We start from the raw sequence: 18,044 nt of genomic DNA on the forward strand, positions 1-18,044 counted from the left end.
AGTGTGTCTCATTGCCGGAAATGCCGGTCACCAGGGAACGCGATGCGAACGACGACGATCATTATTTGCGAAAAAGCGGCCATTGCCGCCACGCCGTTTGACGGCCGCAAAACGACCGTTCGCGCCATTAAACGCCGATAGCCAAAAAAAGAGGAGCAGCCAGGTCGCCTGCGGCTCCGCCCGCAGAGTGCCGGCTGACGCGCCGGGTTTCGGGAAAAGAGGGCGATGCCGCGCGGAATGCGCAACGAGAGGAGAGTGCCTTGAGTGTGACGGAGCAAAAATTCGGCCTTTACGATGCGGCTTTTGAAAAAAGCAGCTGTGGCGTCGGTTTCATCACCCGCAAGGACGGCGTGCAGACGCATGATGTGCTCAAGCGTGGTCATGAAGCGCTCTGTGCCGTGCCGCATCGCGGCGGCATGTCGGCGGAAGGTGTGGGGGATGGTGCGGGCGTGTCGCTCGATCTGTCGCTCTCATTTTTCCGCGAGCTGACGGGGTACGATACGCTGCAGGCCGGCCGCTTCGGCGTCGGCAATTTTTTCCTGCCGCAGAACCCCGCTTTCCACGATGAGGCCGTCGGTATCATCGGCAGCGCTCTGAAAGAGCAGGGCTTTTCGGTCCTGCTGGTGCGCGATGTGCCGGTGAATGATACGGCGATCCGTCCCGCCGCTATTCCTTATCAGTTGCCGATCCGCCAATGGGTCTTTTCGGCACCAGTGGAATGCGCAACCCTTGCAGAATTCGACTGGCGCATCCACAAGGCGCTGCTCGCCATCGAAGCGCTCGCTTACACCGTGCCGGAGCTTGCCGGTTTTTACCCGCTGTCGCTCAGCGCGCGCACGCAGGTTCTGAAAGGCCGTCTGAACGCCCAGGAGGTCATGCCCTATTTCTGCGACCTGACCGACCCGCGTCATGAAGTGCATACAATGTATTTCCACACGCGGTTCTCTACCAATACCGATCCGCACCCTTCCATGGCGCAGCCCTTCCGCCTGATGGCGCATAATGGCGAACTCAACACCGACAAGAAGAACCGATTGTCTGAAGCGGCCGTGGCGCTGGCGAAAAATGCCAGCATCGTCAGGCCCAAGGGCCAGTCGGATAGCTGCCGTCTGGACCAGACATTGCAGGCGCGGGTGATGGAGGATGGTCTTGACCTCGTGACCGCCGTGGTCTCGATGATGCCGCCGGCCTGGGAAAATGACGACACGCTGTCGCCGGACGTCAAGGCGATGCTGGAATATTTCTCGCTCTATGAGGAAAAGAACGACGGCCCGGCCGCGCTGATCTTCGGCAACGGCAGCATCATCGGCGCGCGTCTCGATCGCCTCGGCCTGCGCCCGCTGCGCACCGTCGAGACGGAAGAGTATCTCTGTGTCATGTCTGAGGCCGGGCAGATCGCCTTTCCGGCTGAAAGCGTCATCCGCCGTGGTCGTATCGAGGCCGGCGGGATGCTTTATTACGACCACGCCGAACGTCGCGCCTTTTCCACCGTCGAGGCGCTGGAGCTTCTGGCGTCGCGGCGGGACTATTCGTCGCTGCTATCTGAAGCGCGCGTGATGCTTGGCGATCTGCCGGAGGTGCCCGCCGACAAGCAGGGCTCACCACTTCGCTACAATGGCGATCTGGAACGACATCAGCGTTATGTCGCCTATTCGCACAATCAGGAGAGCTTCAAGTTCCTGATGGATCCGATGCTGGCATCCGGCGCGGAAAAGATTTCGGCGATGGGTTACGGCAATGCCATCAATGCGCTTTCCGATCAGGAAGGTGGCGTCGCGAAGTATTTCTCGCAACGTTTCGCACAGGTCACCAATCCGCCGCTCGACAGCATCCGCGAGGCTGACGGCATGACGCTGCGTGTGGCCCTCGGCGCGAAGCCGAACAGCGGCGCGGCCAAGGCCCGCCAGATCGTCGTGCGGTCCCCGATCCTCACCCACCTCGATATGCTGCGCCTTCGCGAACAGCCCGAGACACCCGTTCTTCGTTTCGAGATGCTCTATACGCCGGTCTTCGATGCACCGGACGCCAATGAAGCGGCCTTGCGGCAGGCAATAGATGGCGTCTGCGACAAGGTTGCAGCTTTCGCAGCTGAGGAGGGCGGCATTGCCGTCATCACCGACCGCCATGTTTCGGCAAGCCGCGCCGCTCTGCCGATGATCATGGTCGTTTCCGCCATCAACCAGCGGCTGATCGAGGAAGGTCTGCGACTGCGCGTGTCCCTGATCGTCGAAAGCGGGCAGTTCTCCTCCTCGCATCACATCGCGGCAGGCCTCGGTTTTGGTGCTTCGGCTGTCTATCCGCTCGGCGTGCAATTCCGTGCAGAGGAGAAATTCGGCGCCGATGCCGACAAGGCGTTTAAGCGTTTCGCCAAGGCGGCTGAAAAGTCGCTGATGAAGACCATGGGCAAGGTGGGCCTGTGCACCGCGGAAAGTTATATCGGCGGCGAATTCTTCGAGCCGAACTTCCTCGATACCAGCGATCCGGTGCTGAACCGTTATTTCCCGAATGTGAAAACGCCGGTCGGCGGCGTCAACTTCGCCGTCATCGCACAGGCGGTGGCCGACTGGCATCGCAAGGCGCTGTCGGTGAAGGGTGAAAACGACATTCCGCTGCTCGGTCTCTTCAAGGAGCGCGCCGAAGGTGCTGGCCATTCCTATGGCACGACGGCCGTTCGCGGCTTCGTTGATATGACCGAGGAAAAGATCGCTTTTGACAAGGGAACCGAAAACGAGGAGGCGCTGCGCCTCCTGCCGCTCAACCGGCTGGAAGATGCCTTCGGGCTTACCGATTCTGCCTATTATCACAACAGCTTCGACCGGCTGACCCCGGAGGCGATCGATAAATTCGAGGTCACGCCCGGCTACCGCGCCTTCGCCCGCATGATGGCGGAAGAACGGGCGCGCCGCCCCGCCGCCCTGCGCGATGTTCTAGAACTGCCGGCCGATGTGACCTTTGCCGGTTCGGCCGAAGAATTCCGCCGGGAAATGGGCCGTTTTTCCAGGCATGGCAATAACAGCTTCATGGTGCGCGGATTGCGCTGCGAAGAGGCGGGCGACGGCTCGTTCCGGGTGCAGCTGACCGGCCCGCACGGTCATGAACTTGCCCGCCTCGCCGCACTAGGCCAGTCGCTGCTCGACCGCTTCGGTGGTGATATCCCGGGCCATTGGCTGGAAGGCGGCGCGCTGCTGGTTCAGACGCAGGGTGAGGCATTCGCCTATCTGTCGCTGATGCGCACCGCACCGGACAGCATTCCGCTTGATGCCGTTCAAAAGGCAAGCGAGATCACCAAGACGCTGGCATCGGGCGCAATGAGCCATGGCGCACTGGTCGCTGCCGCCCATGAGGCGGTGGCCCACGGGACCAACATGGTCGGCGGCATGTCGAATTCGGGCGAGGGCGGCGAGCATATTTCCCGTTACGGCACCATCCGCGCCTCGCGCATCAAGCAATTCGCCTCCGGCCGCTTCGGTGTCTGGGCCGGGTATCTTGCCGATCCGATGCTGGAAGAAATCGAGATCAAGATCGGCCAGGGCGCAAAGCCGGGCGAGGGCGGGCAATTGCCGTCTCCCAAGGTGACGGTGGAAATTGCGGCGGCACGCGGCGGCACGCCGGGCGTCGAGTTGGTCTCACCGCCACCTCATCACGATACCTATTCGATCGAGGATCTGGCCCAGCTTATCCATGATGCCAAGGCGGCGCGGGTGCGCGTCATCGTCAAGCTGGTCTCGTCGGAAGGCATAGGCACGATTGCGGTTGGCGTCGCCAAGGCGGGGGCAGATGTCATCAACGTCGCCGGTAATACCGGCGGCACCGGTGCCGCAGCCGTCACCAGCCTCAAATATACCGGCCGCGCTGCGGAAATCGGCATCGCAGAGGTGCATCAGGCGCTCTGCGCCACCGGCCTGCGCGCCAAAGTGCTGTTGCGCTGCTCCGGCGCGCACCAGACGGCAAGCGACGTGGTGAAATCAGCGCTTCTCGGCGGTGACAGTTTCGAATTCGGCACGACGGCGCTGATGATGCTGAAATGCGTCATGGCGAAGAATTGCAACATCAAATGCCCGGCCGGTCTCACCACCAATCAGGAAGCCTTCAACGGCGATCCGCGCGCTCTGGCGCAATACCTCATGAACATCGCCCATGAAACGCGCGAGATTCTGGCAGGGCTTGGGGTCGCTTCGCTGCGGGAAGCGCGGGGCCGTTCCGATCTTCTTCACCTCCTCGATCATCCGGCGAGCGTCGGCCAGCTTGACCTGCGTGCAATGCTTGCCGTGGTCGAAGAGGTGAAGATCGACAGCCCGGTCTATATGGAAAAGGACTTCGCGCTGGACGATGCCTTCATCGATCTCGTGCGTTCGGCTCTGGTCGATAGCCGCCGCGAGAACATCGAGCTTGGCGGCAATCGTTTCCTCAACAATTGCAACAAGAGCGTCGGCGGTCAGCTTGCCGTCGATATCGAACGCATGTTGAACCACGAGCTTTCCGACGAGCAGCTGGATGCGCTTCCGGCTGTGAAGCGCGATGCGCGTGGTCGCCGGTTCCTGGAGGCGGGTTCGGTGCGCATCGATACATCAGGCTCCGCCGGACAGTCCTTCGGCGCTTTCTGCAATGACGGCATGGTTATGGTCCATACCGGCACCTGCAATGATGGCGTCGGCAAAAGTGCCTGCGGCGGCACCATCGTCGTGCGCTCGCCCGGCGGCGGCTCGCAAGAGGCTGGCGGCAATGTGCTGGTCGGTAATTTCGCGCTGTTCGGCGCAACCGGCGGCCGCAGCTTTGTAGAAGGGCAGGCGGGTGACCGTTTTGCCGTGCGTAACTCCGGTGCGACCGCCGTGGTCGAAGGTGTGGGCGATTTCGCCTGCGAATACATGACCAACGGCGCGGTTCTCAACCTCGGCAGTTTCGGCAAGGGGTTCGGCAACGGCATGAGCGGCGGCTTCGTTTATCAGTACGATCCCTATGGCGATCTGCCGAAGAAGGTCAGCCACGATTCCATCCTGCTCGGCTCAATCACCGGTGAAGATGAACAGGCAGCGATCCACAATCTGGCCGTTCACCAGCTTCTGACCTTGCATGTCGCGGAAACCGGCTCGGCCAAGGCCGCATGGCTGCTGGAAAACTGGGAGAGCGAAAAGCATAATTTCGTCTACGGCATGCCGCGCGCTTTGCTGCTTTATCAGGACAGCGACGAAATTCTGAAAGCCAAGCCCCGCAAGGAACTGCTGGAGGAACTGGCCTCTGCGCTTGCCGCCCATCAACTGCGCAAGTTCAAGCTCGCCTATCGCGACCGCAAGGCCGTGTTGAACGGAACGGTGCCGGGTCATAGTGAGACCGACACGGAAGACATGTATGCGCTCATCAACAATTACACAGTGTTGAGCATGGCGCAGACCATCGCCCTGCAACGGCTGCCGATGGCATCCGGCCCCTCTGATCCGGCAGTAGAAAAAGCCGTGCGCAATCTCATCCTCACGGAAGATTACGCGCTGATGCAGCGGCTGCTGAAATATGCCCGCGAGGCGCTTTCCGACCACAGTGACGAACAGCTTGCGGTGATGATCGCCGCCAAGCGGCTCGATGATTATAAGCAGGCGCTGGCGCGCCGGAACATCTGGTCGGTGGACAGCCCCGGCACCTATGGCTGGATCATTCAGCAGAACCGCAAAAACATCGAGAAGATCGGCCGACTGCCGGGCTTCGAGGAGCTTTTCGCCGCCCGCGCCATTCCGGACCTCGCCACCGCATCCAGCCAGAACAGGGCAGCATGATGAAGATACCTTACATTCCACAGGATGCGCCCTTCAATGGCGACCAGCGCGTCTGGCTCGCCGGCTTTTTGGCCGGGCTCCACTCCCGCGCGGCCATGGGTCTGGAGACATCGGTGGCCGCTGCTACCCCCAAAGCGGCGGCCAGCGTGCTGAACATCCTTGTCGGCACTCAAACCGGCAATGCCGAGGCCTTGGCGATGGATATCGCCGCCGCCGCTCGTGTGCAGGCAATGCAGCCCGTTGTAACGGCGCTGGACGACGTTTCCATGGATAGTCTCAGCTCCATGAAGCGCGTCATCGTCGTCACATCGACCTATGGCGAAGGCGAGATGCCGGATAATGCCCAGCTGTTCTGGGAGGCGCTTGCCACTGACGCCGCGCCGCGTCTCGACGAGATGAATTTCGCTGTTCTTGCGCTCGGTGATACCGGTTATGACGGCTTCTGCCAGGCGGGCAAGCTCATCGATACGCGTTTCGAGCAACTCGGCGGCAGGCGCATGAAGACGCGTATCGATTGCGATATCGATTTTGAGGATGCGTCCGCCGCCTGGATCGGCGAGACGCTGCCGCTTGCCCTCGCCATCGGTGGGGACAATGCAGCCATTGCCGCGCCTGTGGTCGCCGAGCCGCCCGCGCGGGCAAAACAGGGCTGGGGTCGCAAGAATCCCTATTCGTCACGGGTGAGCGTCAATCGCCTTCTTTCCAGCCCGGCCTCGTCCAAGGAGATTCGCCACTACGAATTCGAACTTGGGGCAAGCGGCCTCGACTATGAGGCCGGTGACGCCCTTGGTGTCGTCCCTCTTAACGACCCAAAACTGGTCGGCGCTCTGCTCGAATGCTTTGGAGCGAGTGCGGATGGCGAGGTCGCCGGGCTCGACCGGCCGATCGGCGATGCACTTCTGAACATGTTCGAGATATCGACGCCTTCGCGTGAGTTGGTGGCCGAAATCGGCAAGCGTGCAGGACATGACGAGTTGAGCTATATCCTTGCCAATGGAGACAGGGAGCAGCTTGCCGCCTTTCTCTGGAGCAAGGACATTCTCGACCTGCTCAATCTCGGCGGAAAACCCGTATTCAACATCGCCGAATTCGTGACCTTCCTGAAGCCGCTGCAGCATCGCGCTTACTCCATCTCATCCAGCCCGCTGGTCGCGGAAAACAGCGTTCATCTGACGATCGCCAGCGTGCGTTATCGTGCCGAGGGCCGCGAGCGTGGTGGCGTATGCTCCACCTATCTGGCGGACCGGGTGGAGGCGGGTCAGAATGCCGGTATTTTCGTTTCACCCAACAAGGCGTTTCGTGTACCGCAGGACAATGATGCACCTGCTATCATGGTTGGACCGGGCACCGGCATCGCACCTTTCCGGGCATTCTTGCAGGAACGGCAGGCAAGGGGTGCTGCCGGCAAGAACTGGCTGTTTTTCGGCGATCAGCACCGGCAGTCGGATTTCATCTACGAAAGCGAGCTTGGTGAAATGAGCCGTGATGGCGTGCTGACGCGCCTTGATCTCGCTTTTTCGCGGGATCAGGCAGAAAAAATCTATGTCCAGACCCGCATGCGGCAGAATGGCAAGGCGCTTTATCAATGGCTTGAAGAGGGCGGCTATTTCTACGTCTGCGGTGATGCGACCCGCATGGCGAAGGATGTCGATGACGCCCTGCATCAGATTGTCGCCGACGAAGCCGGCATTTCTGCCGAAGCGGCAGCCGATTATGTGAACCGCCTGAAGCGCGAAAAGCGTTATCTGCGTGACGTTTATTAGAAACGGATTATGCGGGTGGTCACCCTTGCCGCGCCTTATGGCTCAGCAATTGGTACAGGTGACCTCCGCATCGCGCTGCTTGAAGAAATAATCACGGCCGATGGTGATCGATCTTACGCCTGACGAAGCGATGTCGGGCATGAACATCAGCAATTCATGCGGAATTGAAAGTTCGACGTGAATGAGAAAGCTGTTTTCGATGAGCAGGCGGTTAGGAACCGTCACTGCCGATCCCACCGCATATGGTCTCTGGTCTTTCTCATCCCAGGACCAGGCAATTTTTGCCTGTTTCTGCTTGTCGATCGTTATGCCGCTGATCTTTAGCTTCAAACCGGTGGTGCTGTAAGGCGCGAAGACAGCCGCCGCAACATTCTGCATGTTTTTGAGGTAGGCCTTGTCGACGGAGCCCGTTTTGGAGATCAGGTCGTTGATCGTCGCCGAAGCGCTGCTTGCCCGCTTATAGGTATTGTAGCCTATGGTGAGTTCGAAGGATGTCACATAAAGGGCGAGCAATATCGGGAAGAGAATTGCGAATTCCACGGCGCCCACACCACGGCGATCTTTTACGAAGCGTGTGACGAGCGCGGTAAAATGAAGTCTGCCGTTCGCCACGGCGGCTATCAGCCCTGCCATCATGAGCCCCCGCTTGTAGTATATTTCTCGTTCACGAAAGCGTCGGTCGCGACAATAAGGAAATGCGAGGGCATGGACCCGTCAGCTGGACGTATTTTTGTGAGATACGGGCGGATGATATCGGCGATGACACGCCAGCGATAATAAACGCGCAGCATATTGATTGTTTCCGGCCCGCCCGGCTTGAAGCCGAATTGCGCCGTATCGAGATCGTAATATTCACCATAAGCTTTCAGGGGTACCGTGGTCGGAATATCCTTGAAGGCGGTGAAGGAGCGAAGGTCGATATAAAGTTTCTGTTCGGTTTTGATCTCATCCAGCGAGCAGGTGATCATGACCGAAACTTCGTCGCAGAAGCTCTTGCGAAAATCCTCTTTCGAAATCGAACTGCTGATTTGTCCGGTGCGCAGACGCCGCGCCATGGTTTCCGTAGCATTCACGACGACCTGTTCCGCCATCAGGGCGATGAAGGTCTCGATAATCGCAAAAACGACGAGGAAATAGGGAATGGCGAGGATCGCGAATTCAATAGCCGCTGTCCCTTCGCGCGAGACCCCGAGTTTTTTCAGCAATGGCGTCAGTCTGGCCAGTCGCATATGTGTCGATCTCTAGAATATGCGGCAAGCGCAACCGTTGAATTTGTTGCAGACCATAACCAGCCGGTGTTTAAATTCAGTTACCCGGACAGTTTCTACTTTAGCAATTCACGAAAATGACACAGGCTCCAAATGTAAAAAAGCCCGGCATATTGCCGGGCTTTTTCGAAGGGAAGAAACGGGTTATTATTCCGCGTCAGCTTTTGACAGAACCTCGAGTGTAGGTGTCGAGGTGATATTGAAGCCGCAATCCACATAGTGGCACTCGCCGGTTACACCGCGCGACAGGTTGGATAGCAGGTAAAGCGCCGATCCGCCGATATCCTCGATATCCGCCGTCCGTCTCAGCGGCGCGTTCTTCTGGTTCCACGCGTAAATCGCACGTGCATCAGAAATACCGGCACCCGCCAGCGTGCGGACCGGACCGGCCGAGATGGCGTTGACGCGAATATCGCGCGGGCCGTAGTCGGCAGCGAGATAACGCACGGACGCTTCGAGTGCCGCCTTGGCGACGCCCATGACGTTGTAGTTCGGGATGACGCGTTGCGAACCATTATAGGTCAGCGTCAGCATCGAGCCACCATTCGTCATCAGTTCTGCGGCGCGCTTGGCAATTTCCGTAAATGAGAAGCAGGAAATGACCATGGTGCGGCTGAAATTGTCGCGGGTCGTGTTTGCGTAAAGACCCTTCAGCTCGTTCTTGTCGGAAAAGCCGATGGCGTGCACGACGAAATCCAGCGAGCCCCATTTTTCGCGGATCGCCGCAAACAGCGCGTCGACCGAGGCGATATCCTCGACATCGCAAGGCACGATGAAGTCAGACCCCAGTTCTGCGGCGAGCGGCTTTACGCGCTTGCCGAGCGCTTCGCCCTGATAGGTGAAGGCCAGTTCTGCGCCCTGCGCCGCAAGTGCCTTGGAAATACCCCAGGCGATAGAGTGATTGTTTGCGACGCCCATGATGAGGCCGCGTTTACCCTGCATGATGCCGTTCATTGGCAATTATCCGTTGTGACGCTGGAAGACCAGCGTGGCGTTGGTGCCGCCGAAGCCGAAGGAATTGGAAAGGATGGTGTCGATCTTGGCGTTGTCGATGCGGCTGCGCACGATCGGAACGCCAGCAAATTCCGGGTCTAGCTCGGAAATATGCGCGCTTTCGCCGATGAAACGTTCCTGCATCATCAAGAGGCCATAGATCGATTCCTGCACGCCGGCAGCGCCCAGCGAGTGGCCCGTGAGGGACTTGGTCGACTGGATATGCGGGATTTTGTCGCCGAAGACTTCGCGGATGGCGCCGATTTCCTTGCTGTCGCCAACCGGCGTCGAGGTGCCGTGGGTATTGATGTAGTCGATATCGCCCTTAACGGTGGCAAGCGCCTGCCGCATGCAGCGGATCGCACCTTCGCCTGATGGAGCCACCATGTCGTAACCGTCGGAGGTTGCACCGTAACCGACGATCTCGGCGTAAATCTTGGCGCCGCGTGCCTTTGCATGCTCCAGCTCTTCGAGAACCAGCACGCCCGCACCGCCGGCGATGACGAAACCGTCGCGGTTGACGTCATAGGCCCGCGAAGCGAGAGAAGGTGTTTCGTTATATTTGGACGACATTGCGCCCATGGCGTCGAAGAGGTTGGACATCGACCAGTCTAGGTCTTCGTGGCCGCCTGCAAACATCACATCCTGTTTGCCCCACTGGATCATCTCGGCGGCGTTGCCGATGCAATGCGCCGAGGTGGAGCAGGCCGACGAGATCGAATAGTTGACGCCGTGGATCTTGAACCAGGTGGCGAGCGTTGCAGACGCGGTGGACGACATGGCTTTCGGCACGGCGAAGGGGCCGATGCGCTTCGGGCTGTTGTTCTTCAGCGTGATATCGGCAGCTTCGACGATGGTGCGGGTGGAGGGACCGCCCGAACCCATGATGATGCCGGTGCGCTCATTGCCGCTGATGTCGCTCTCTTCGAGACCGGAATCGGCGATCGCCTGCTTCATGGCGACATGGTTCCACGCACCGCCCTGTGACAGGAAGCGCATGGCGCGGCGGTCGACCAGCTCGGTCGGGTCGAGAGACGGCTTGCCCCATACCTGGCACTTGAAACCGTGTTCAGCAAAATCCGGCGAAAATGAAATGCCGGATTTGGCATCGCGCAACGATGCGGTGACTTCGGCGGCATCACCGCCGATGGAAGAAACAATACCGAGGCCGGTGACAACAACTCGTCTCATGAAAGGGACCTTTTCTTAAGATTTCGGCTGGACGACCGAAGCCGCCCAGCCTTGCCAAGACTTATTCCGTCTGTTTCAGGCGGTCTTTTCTTTCGACAGTCCTACACGAAGGTCTGTCGCCTGATAAATGGTTTCTCCGTCGGCTTTCAGCCATCCATCGGCGGTGCCGAGGACGAGACGTCCGCGCATCACGCGTTTGAAATCGATGCCGTATTGGAGGAGCTTGGTCTCGGGGCGAACCATGCCCTTGAATTTCACTTCGCCGGTGGAAAGCGCCATGCCGCGGCCTTCCTCACCCAGCCAGCCGAGGAAGAAGCCGGTCAGCTGCCACATGCCGTCAAGGCCCAGGCACCCCGGCATGATCGGGTTGCCCTGGAAATGGCAGGGGAAATACCAGTCGTCGGGGCTGACATCGTATTCCGCACGGATGAAACCCTTGTCGAACGCGCCGCCGGTCTCGGAAATTTCGGTGATGCGGTGAACCATGAGCATGGGGGGCAATGGGAGCTGGGCATTTCCCGGGCCGAACAATTCGCCGCGACCGCAGGACAGGATCTCCTCGTAATTGTAACTTGATTGCCTCGTTGCCATACCGCTTTCACTTCCCCAGTTACTGGTGTTGATTGACTCCACTAGAGCAAGTTAGGTTCAAAATGAAGCGCTGCAAGGGCAAAGGCCGTTTCGCCCCCATTCTTTGTCTTCAGAACCTTCTTTGCAGAAGTCATTACCTCAATGTGCCGTCCGCATACAGGAACCATCGGGAAGGAACCAGAGGAAATTTGCAAGAATGGCCGGTTTGCAGCCATTTGCGACACTCGGCGACGCTGAAACTATTGAAAGCATTCGCTGCAAAAGATATATGCTAATGCAATTGGTGAATTTCACCCCTGTGCTTGGAATGGGATTGCATGGCATTTGACGCCACATTGGATATCGGAACAAGGCTGCGGCGCTCGGGGCTGCGGCCCACGCGCCAGCGTGTGGCTCTGGGCGATCTTCTTTTCGCAAAGGGTGATCGTCACCTGACGGTTGAGGAACTGCATGACGAGGCGGTTACCGCTGGCGTGCCCGTTTCTCTGGCCACGGTTTACAATACCCTGCATCAGTTCACAGAAGCCGGTCTGATCCGCGTTCTGGCCGTAGAAGGTGCCCGCACCTATTTCGACACCAACGTGTCCGATCACCACCATTTCTTCGTTGAAGGTGAGAACGAGGTTCTCGACATTCCCGTCAATAATCTCCACATCGGCAATCTGCCGGAAGCGCCCGAAGGCATGGAAATCGCCCATGTGGACGTGGTCATCCGCCTTCGTCGCAAGCGCGGTTGAGGTTTCGGCAGAGACTGGAAATGAGAATGGCGCCCACGGGCGCCATTTCTGTTTCAGAGGTTTTGGTAGCTTACTTCATTATATCTTCCGGCCGTCTGCCGGGCTTGCCCTTGTAGGGCGGGAAAGTCCATCCGAATATCAGCGCCCCGGACCGAACGCCGAAAGCCGTCAATACACCGACGGCTGACGCGGCATAAAGCGGTGCGCCGAGGAAATAGACGACAATGAAGGTGGAAGACCCCAGAAGTGCGCAGGTGATGTAGATTTCCGGTCGTAGAAGCACGGAAGGTTCTCCGGCGAGAATATCGCGCAGCACGCCGCCGAATGTGGCCGTCAGAACACCGGTGACGATGGCAACGGTTGCGGAGCCGCTGGCGGCCAGACCCTTGGCCGCCCCCATCACGCAATAGGCTGAAAGGCCGAGGGCATCGAGCCAAAGCAGCACCCGGTAACGGGATTCGAAAAGATGAGCTGTAAAGAACAGCAGGACCGCGACCGATACGCAGACCAGAATATAGGTTGGGTTCACCACCCAGAATACCGGCGCCCTGCCCAGCACGAGGTCACGCACCGTGCCGCCGCCGATCCCGGTCGCGGCTGCGAAAAACAGGAAGCCGATCAGGTCGAGCTGCTTGCGGGAGGCGGCCAGAGCGCCGGTTGCGGCAAAGATGGCGACACCGGCATAGTCGAGAAAACCCAGAAGTGTCATGAAAAGGTTCCCCCCGGAACAACGGGCCGCGAACACGTCAGTGTCGCGCAAGCACTAAACTCTAGGCTGGCCGCCCGGATGATCGCAACATCCATAACCGAAACGGATGCAAAGGAAAATGCCGTGCGAATCGCTATCGTTGTCGCTCTTCAGACACTGGTGCTCCTGATGTTTCCGGTGGCGCTGGCAGCACAGCAGCAGCTGGTGAACGATCCCGAGATTTATGAAAAGGACCATTTCCGCAAGGAGTGCAAGGTGGCTGCCTTCGGCGATGATTTCGTCACACGGCTGGATATCAATAATGACGGCTTGATGGATGCCGTCGTCAATCACGGAGTTCTGGATTGCGACGGCGAAAAAGGCCGCGCCTGTGACGACGAGGGATGCCCCTACAATTTCTACGTCCAGGTAAAAGAGGGCGGCTATCTGATGATCGCCACGGCCCGGATTTACGGCTACGATTTCATCAAGCGTTTCGGCAACATGGTCTTCGTGCTGAAAATGCATCCGCGTTATTGCGAACGCACCGACAAGGAGCCCTGCCTGATGACGGTGCGCGTGCGCGGCACGAAATTCGTCACCATTTCGCGAAAGTAATGGTGGGAGCCTTTACGGCGCAATCCGCCGGATTTTGACCCTCTGATTATAGCGTTGGCGAAGCGAGCGCGGAATGACGAGGGTAGCGCAGGCTATGGCGAAAACCGAAGCCGCAACCACCCATAGCGCATCCGAATGCAACGTGGCGCCTAACACGGCGCCGCAGATTGCGCCGGTGATCATGCCGAGCCATGGCACGATCTGGATGCCCCAGTCGAGGCTGCGTTCGCCAAGAAGAAAACGCCCAATGCCGCGACCAAAACGGGAAAGGGCGCCGGTCACATAGGTGAGGCCGATCGGCAGGCCTTCAATATGCTCCACGGCGGCATTGACCATGCCCATGGCGAAAACGACGAGATAAAATTGCACGAGACCGGAAGCCTCGTCGCGCAGCAGTGCCGCAATCGCCACCAGCCCGCCCACCGCCATAAGAACCGCAAAGATGCGCCGGTCGAATTTATGCGCCACCACGATGCCGCCGGCGTTGCCCGCCACGAAGGCGACGATGGCGAAAAGCAGTTTGACGGCGTGGGAGTATATGCCTGACTCCATCGAGACTGCGGCGCGCGTCGTGTTGCCGGTCATGAAGGAAACGAAATCTCCAGAAACGTAAAGACCCACCGCATCCGTCATGCCGGCGATGAAGGAAATGGCGGCAACCAGCGCAATGCCGGTTCCGGTGCGCCTTGCCTTGATGATGTTACGACGTCTTTGTCTGGTCATGGAAAGCTCGAGAGGAAAATAGCGGGCCAATGCGGTTCCGTATCATTCTATGTGTAGGATGGCGGACGACCTTTTTGCAATCCTTCCGCAAGCGCCCAAGTGCCTCTACTTTGTCTAGACAAATCTAAAAACCCTGCCTACGATGCCTCAAATAAAGCGATAAAAAATGTCGCACAAAAATAAATCAAAAGGGGTCAGATCATGAAAAATACCTGGGTTATCGCCGCAATTGCAGCGCTTGTCTCATCCGCTTCCGCCCATGCGGAAACATCGGTGACCATCGGCATGTCCGGCTGGACTGGTTTTGCGCCGCTGACACTTGCCAAGCAGGCGGGCATTTTCGAAAAGAATGGCCTGAAGGTCGATATCAAGAAGATACCGCAGGCGAGCCGCCATCTGGCTCTCGCATCAGGTGATATCCAGTGCGCCGCCACCACGGTGGAAACATGGATCGCCTGGAACGCCAATGGCGTGAAGTCCACCCAGATTTTCCAGATGGATAAATCGCACGGTGCCGATGGTATCGCGGTGCGCAGCGACGTCTCAAAGGTCGCCGACCTCAAGGGCAAGACGATTGCTGCTTCCACACCGGGCACGTCCCCCTATTTCTTCCTTGCCTGGATCCTCAAGGAAAACGGCATGACATTGAAAGATGTGAAGGTCGTCAACCTTGAGCCGGGTCCGGCCGCGCAGGCATTCGTCGCCGGCCAGAACGATGCGGCCATGACCTATGAGCCATATCTCTCCACCGTGCGCGCCGCGCCCGACAAGGGTAAAATCCTTGCCACGACGCTGGATTATCCCGCCGTCATGGACACGTTCGGTTGCACGCCGGATTTCCTGAAGGATAATCCGCAGGCGGCGAAAGCACTGGCGGACAGCTATTTCCAGGCGCTCGACCTCATCAAGGCAGACCCCGAGAAATCCTATGCGACGATGGGCGCGGATGTGAAGCAGGCAGGCGAGGCCTTTGCGGCTTCGGCAAAGTTCCTGGAATGGCAGGACAAGGCTGCTAATCAAAAATTCTTCGAGGGTGAATTCAAGACCTTCTCTGAAAAATCGGCCGATCTGCTTCTGGAAATCGGCGTGATCAAGTCGAAGCCCGATCTTTCGACGCTCGCGGATACGACCTTCATCAAGTAACGCGCCCAGGCGGCTGCGCTCCTTGCCGGGAGTGTTGCCGCCAATGACAAACACGTATCTTCTACGTCATGAAAGGCGTGAAGGCGCTTTGAGGGCGCGGCGCAGTTGCCGCGCCAATTCTCCCAGACAGGCGACAGAATGCAACCTCTTCAACCCATCAGGAACAGTACGAGAATTGCCCTCGGCATTCTGTTCTTCGTGCTGTTTTTCTCCGCCTGGGGCCTTGCCACGCTGGGCGGCTTCGTATCGCCGACCTTTCTGGCCGACCCCATCACCATGCTGAAAGACGGCATCTATCTGCTGACCGATCAGGGCTTTGCCGGCGATATCGGCATGACGATCTGGCGTGTCGTTGGCGGTTTTGTGCTGGCATCGCTCGTCGCCGTGCCGCTTGGCATCGCCATGGGGGCGTATAAGCCGATCGAAGCGTTGCTCGAGCCCTTCGTATCCTTCGCACGCTACCTTCCCGCGTCCGCCTTCATACCGCTGCTTATTCTCTGGGCCGGTATCGGCGAAATGCAGAAACTGCTGGTGATCTTCATCGGCGCGGTCTTCCAGATCATCCTGATGGTGGCCGTGGCGGTTGCCGGCACGCGGCGTGATCTGGTGGAGGCCGCCTATACACTCGGCGCAAAAGACCGGGGTGTCGTTCGCCGTGTCCTCATTCCCGCCAATGCGCCTGACATTGCCGAAATTCTCCGCCTCGTTCTTGGCTGGGCCTGGACCTATGTCATCGTCGCCGAACTCATCGGTGCTTCCTCTGGCATCGGTTATATGATCATCAACAGTCAGGCGCTGATGGCGACCGGGCAGATCATCTTCGGCATCATCGTCATCGGTGTTATCGGCCTCATTTCCGATTTCGCGTTCAAATCGCTGAACCGGAAGCTTTTCGCCTGGAGGCTTGCCTGATGAAAGAACTCGTTATCAAGGGCGTCAGCCGCACCTTTCCGGGCGTGCAGGGCGGGCAGCCGACGCTGGCTTTGCAGCCGACCAATCTGGAAATCCCGCGCAACGATTTTGTTACCATTCTCGGCCCGTCGGGCTGCGGAAAATCGACTTTGCTGCGCATCATCGCCGGGCTTGATCGTCCGACGACCGGCGAGGTTCTGCTGTCGGGCCGGGCGGTGACCGGACCGGGAGCGGATCGCGGTATGGTATTCCAGTCCTACACGCTGTTTCCCTGGCTGACGATCCGCCAAAACGTCGCCTTCGGCCTTCGCGAACGTGGCGTGGCCGAAAAGGAAAAATGGGAGATCGTTGATAGTTATATCGATAAGGTCGGCCTCAACGGTTTCGAGAACCATTGGCCGAAACAGCTGTCCGGCGGCATGCAGCAGAGAACGGCGATTGCCCGCGCCCTGGCGAACGGCCCGAAAATCCTGCTGCTCGATGAGCCTTTCGGCGCGCTCGACAATCAGACGCGCGGGCTGATGCAGGAATTGCTGCTCGGCATCTGGGAGCGTGAGCAGAAGACCGTCATTTTCGTCACCCATGACATCGAAGAAGCGGTCTTCATGGCGTCGCGTGTGGTGACCATGTCCGCAAGGCCGGGCCGCATCAAGTCGATCACGACGGTCGACCTGCCGCATCCGCGTCACTACACCGTCAAGGCCAGCCCGGAATTTTCGCAGCTGCGCGCGAAGCTGACGGAGGAAATTCGCAGCGAGGCGATCGCCGCCGCTGCTCATGGATAGTTGATCCAGCGAACCGGGAGGAGAGAAGCATCGGGATGAGGAGTACAGGTGCCGATCTTCAGGAGAAATCACTGCACGAGCGCATCCGCAACGATGTCGAGCGCCACATCATGTCGGGCGAATGGCCGCCGGGATACCGTATTCCCTTCGAACACGAGATGACCCGGCAATATGCCTGTTCGCGCATGACGGTGAACAAGGCGTTGGGTGAGTTGGTGCAGCGTGGCCTGATCGAAAGACGCCGACGCCTCGGCACCTTCGTTCGCCAGCCCCATGCGCAATCGGCCGTGCTGGAAATCCATGATATCGAGCGGGAAGTTCAGGCGCTCGGCCTCGTTTACGGATACCGTCTCGACAAGCGACGTCTGCGCCCCGCGGGTGAAAAAGACGGTGCGGCAATGGCGCTTGCCGCCGATGCCCGTGTGCTGGAACTCACCTGCACGCATTTTGCCGGCGGCGTTCCCTTTTGCCTTGAAGAACGCATTATAAATGTCACTGCCGTCCCGGAGGGGGAAGTTGCGGATTTTTCGCAGACCGGTCCGGGCACCTGGCTGTTGAAGATGGTGCCCTGGAGTGCTGCCGAACATCGCATCAGTGCTGTCTCCGCCGATCGCAAGAATGCGGTGGCGCTGGGCATCGCATCCGGTGCGGCCTGTCTGGTCATAGATCGCCGCACCTGGCACGGGACGGACTATGTTACGAGCGTTAGGGTGACCTATCCCGGCGACCGGCATGCCCTAGTGGCGCAATTTTCGCCTTCGCAAAACACCTGAAGCCACCCGAGCGGTCACTTTTTTGTAAAGAAGAGTTTACGGGTCGTCTTTTGATAATATAATAGTTGTCAAAAGAACTCAGGTTTATTATCGG

Annotated in this window: 15 protein-coding genes; 8 read left to right on the forward strand and 7 right to left on the reverse strand. The window is 58.9% G+C overall.

Annotated elements, in window-relative coordinates:
• The first annotated feature begins 260 nt into the window (after positions 1–260).
• Positions 261–5,765, forward strand: coding sequence for a glutamate synthase-related protein (locus tag FCH38_RS13265; RefSeq protein ID WP_174374056.1), 5,505 nt, complete (start codon positions 261–263; stop codon positions 5,763–5,765).
• Positions 5,762–7,528 (forward strand): diflavin oxidoreductase, encoded by a 1,767-nt coding sequence (locus tag FCH38_RS13270; RefSeq protein ID WP_174374057.1) that lies wholly within the window; start codon positions 5,762–5,764, stop codon positions 7,526–7,528. The genes FCH38_RS13265 and FCH38_RS13270 overlap by 4 nt, the downstream gene beginning before the upstream one ends.
• Before the next feature lie 42 nt (positions 7,529–7,570).
• On the opposite strand, the gene FCH38_RS13275 is transcribed toward FCH38_RS13270, so the two are convergent.
• From FCH38_RS13275 to fabA, 5 genes are all read right to left on the reverse strand, one after another.
• Complete coding sequence (locus FCH38_RS13275; RefSeq protein ID WP_149898238.1) at positions 7,571–8,164, reverse strand: TadE/TadG family type IV pilus assembly protein; 594 nt, start codon at positions 8,162–8,164, stop codon at positions 7,571–7,573.
• Positions 8,161–8,757, reverse strand: coding sequence for a TadE/TadG family type IV pilus assembly protein (locus FCH38_RS13280; protein WP_149898239.1), 597 nt, complete (start codon positions 8,755–8,757; stop codon positions 8,161–8,163). The genes FCH38_RS13275 and FCH38_RS13280 overlap by 4 nt, the downstream gene beginning before the upstream one ends.
• Positions 8,758–8,943: 186 nt before the next feature.
• Entirely contained in the window at positions 8,944–9,750 is an 807-nt protein-coding gene (gene fabI / locus FCH38_RS13285) for an enoyl-ACP reductase FabI (protein ID WP_149898240.1), read from the reverse strand.
• Positions 9,751–9,756: 6 nt separating this feature from the next.
• Positions 9,757–10,980: a beta-ketoacyl-ACP synthase I gene (gene fabB, locus FCH38_RS13290; RefSeq protein ID WP_149898241.1), complete on the reverse strand. Its 1,224-nt coding sequence runs from the start codon at positions 10,978–10,980 to the stop codon at positions 9,757–9,759.
• A gap of 75 nt (positions 10,981–11,055) precedes the next feature.
• Positions 11,056–11,571 (reverse strand): 3-hydroxyacyl-[acyl-carrier-protein] dehydratase FabA, encoded by a 516-nt coding sequence (gene fabA / locus FCH38_RS13295; protein WP_003514441.1) that lies wholly within the window; start codon positions 11,569–11,571, stop codon positions 11,056–11,058.
• Between the two features lie 317 nt (positions 11,572–11,888).
• Between fabA and irrA the strand changes: the two genes are divergently transcribed.
• Positions 11,889–12,308, forward strand: a complete 420-nt coding sequence (irrA, locus tag FCH38_RS13300; protein ID WP_046799156.1) for an iron response transcriptional regulator IrrA — start codon at positions 11,889–11,891, stop codon at positions 12,306–12,308.
• 70 nt (positions 12,309–12,378) lie between these two features.
• On the opposite strand, the gene FCH38_RS13305 is transcribed toward irrA, so the two are convergent.
• Positions 12,379–13,017, reverse strand: a complete 639-nt coding sequence (locus tag FCH38_RS13305) for a trimeric intracellular cation channel family protein (protein ID WP_174374058.1) — start codon at positions 13,015–13,017, stop codon at positions 12,379–12,381.
• 78 nt (positions 13,018–13,095) lie between these two features.
• On the opposite strand from FCH38_RS13305, the gene FCH38_RS13310 reads away from it, so the two are divergent.
• Positions 13,096–13,614 carry a hypothetical protein gene (locus FCH38_RS13310; RefSeq protein ID WP_046799158.1) on the forward strand — a complete coding sequence of 173 codons (519 nt, stop codon included), beginning with the start codon at positions 13,096–13,098 and terminating at the stop codon, positions 13,612–13,614.
• Between the two features lie 12 nt (positions 13,615–13,626).
• Here FCH38_RS13310 and FCH38_RS13315 read toward each other — a convergent pair whose 3' ends face one another.
• A complete protein-coding gene (locus FCH38_RS13315) occupies positions 13,627–14,337 on the reverse strand; it encodes a YoaK family protein (RefSeq protein ID WP_153515301.1) in 711 nt (236 codons plus the stop codon).
• A 201-nt stretch (positions 14,338–14,538) separates the two neighbouring features.
• Here FCH38_RS13315 and FCH38_RS13320 point away from each other — a divergent pair, with 201 nt between their 5' ends.
• The 4 genes from FCH38_RS13320 to hutC all read left to right on the forward strand — a co-directional run bounded on the left by FCH38_RS13320 (position 14,539) and on the right by hutC (position 17,950).
• A complete protein-coding gene (locus FCH38_RS13320; protein ID WP_153515300.1) occupies positions 14,539–15,480 on the forward strand; it encodes an ABC transporter substrate-binding protein in 942 nt (313 codons plus the stop codon).
• A 138-nt stretch (positions 15,481–15,618) separates the two neighbouring features.
• Positions 15,619–16,392: an ABC transporter permease gene (locus tag FCH38_RS13325; RefSeq protein ID WP_149898245.1), complete on the forward strand. Its 774-nt coding sequence runs from the start codon at positions 15,619–15,621 to the stop codon at positions 16,390–16,392.
• Entirely contained in the window at positions 16,392–17,177 is a 786-nt protein-coding gene (locus tag FCH38_RS13330) for an ABC transporter ATP-binding protein (RefSeq protein ID WP_174374059.1), read from the forward strand. Before FCH38_RS13325 ends, FCH38_RS13330 begins: the two co-directional genes overlap by 1 nt.
• A 35-nt stretch (positions 17,178–17,212) precedes the next feature.
• Positions 17,213–17,950, forward strand: coding sequence for a histidine utilization repressor (gene hutC / locus FCH38_RS13335; RefSeq protein WP_174374060.1), 738 nt, complete (start codon positions 17,213–17,215; stop codon positions 17,948–17,950).
• The last annotated feature ends 94 nt before the right edge of the window (positions 17,951–18,044 follow it).

The sequence above is a fragment of the Agrobacterium tumefaciens genome (genome assembly GCF_013337285.1).
GTDB lineage: Bacteria > Pseudomonadota > Alphaproteobacteria > Rhizobiales > Rhizobiaceae > Agrobacterium > Agrobacterium burrii.

Bases quoted from the DNA above. Each gene is read 5' to 3' on its own strand.
- FCH38_RS13270 (WP_174374057.1), top strand. From the start codon at position 5,762: ATGATGAAGATACCTTACATTCCACAGGATGCGCCCTTCAATGGCGAC.
- FCH38_RS13275 (WP_149898238.1), bottom strand. From the start codon at position 8,164: ATGATGGCAGGGCTGATAGCCGCCGTGGCGAACGGCAGACTTCATTTT.
- FCH38_RS13280 (WP_149898239.1), bottom strand. From the start codon at position 8,757: ATGCGACTGGCCAGACTGACGCCATTGCTGAAAAAACTCGGGGTCTCG.
- fabI (WP_149898240.1), bottom strand. From the start codon at position 9,750: ATGAACGGCATCATGCAGGGTAAACGCGGCCTCATCATGGGCGTCGCA.
- fabB (WP_149898241.1), bottom strand. From the start codon at position 10,980: ATGAGACGAGTTGTTGTCACCGGCCTCGGTATTGTTTCTTCCATCGGC.
- fabA (WP_003514441.1), bottom strand. From the start codon at position 11,571: ATGGCAACGAGGCAATCAAGTTACAATTACGAGGAGATCCTGTCCTGC.
- irrA (WP_046799156.1), top strand. From the start codon at position 11,889: ATGGCATTTGACGCCACATTGGATATCGGAACAAGGCTGCGGCGCTCG.
- FCH38_RS13305 (WP_174374058.1), bottom strand. From the start codon at position 13,017: ATGACACTTCTGGGTTTTCTCGACTATGCCGGTGTCGCCATCTTTGCC.
- FCH38_RS13310 (WP_046799158.1), top strand. From the start codon at position 13,096: ATGATCGCAACATCCATAACCGAAACGGATGCAAAGGAAAATGCCGTG.
- FCH38_RS13315 (WP_153515301.1), bottom strand. From the start codon at position 14,337: ATGACCAGACAAAGACGTCGTAACATCATCAAGGCAAGGCGCACCGGA.
- FCH38_RS13320 (WP_153515300.1), top strand. From the start codon at position 14,539: ATGAAAAATACCTGGGTTATCGCCGCAATTGCAGCGCTTGTCTCATCC.
- FCH38_RS13325 (WP_149898245.1), top strand. From the start codon at position 15,619: ATGCAACCTCTTCAACCCATCAGGAACAGTACGAGAATTGCCCTCGGC.
- FCH38_RS13330 (WP_174374059.1), top strand. From the start codon at position 16,392: ATGAAAGAACTCGTTATCAAGGGCGTCAGCCGCACCTTTCCGGGCGTG.
- hutC (WP_174374060.1), top strand. From the start codon at position 17,213: ATGAGGAGTACAGGTGCCGATCTTCAGGAGAAATCACTGCACGAGCGC.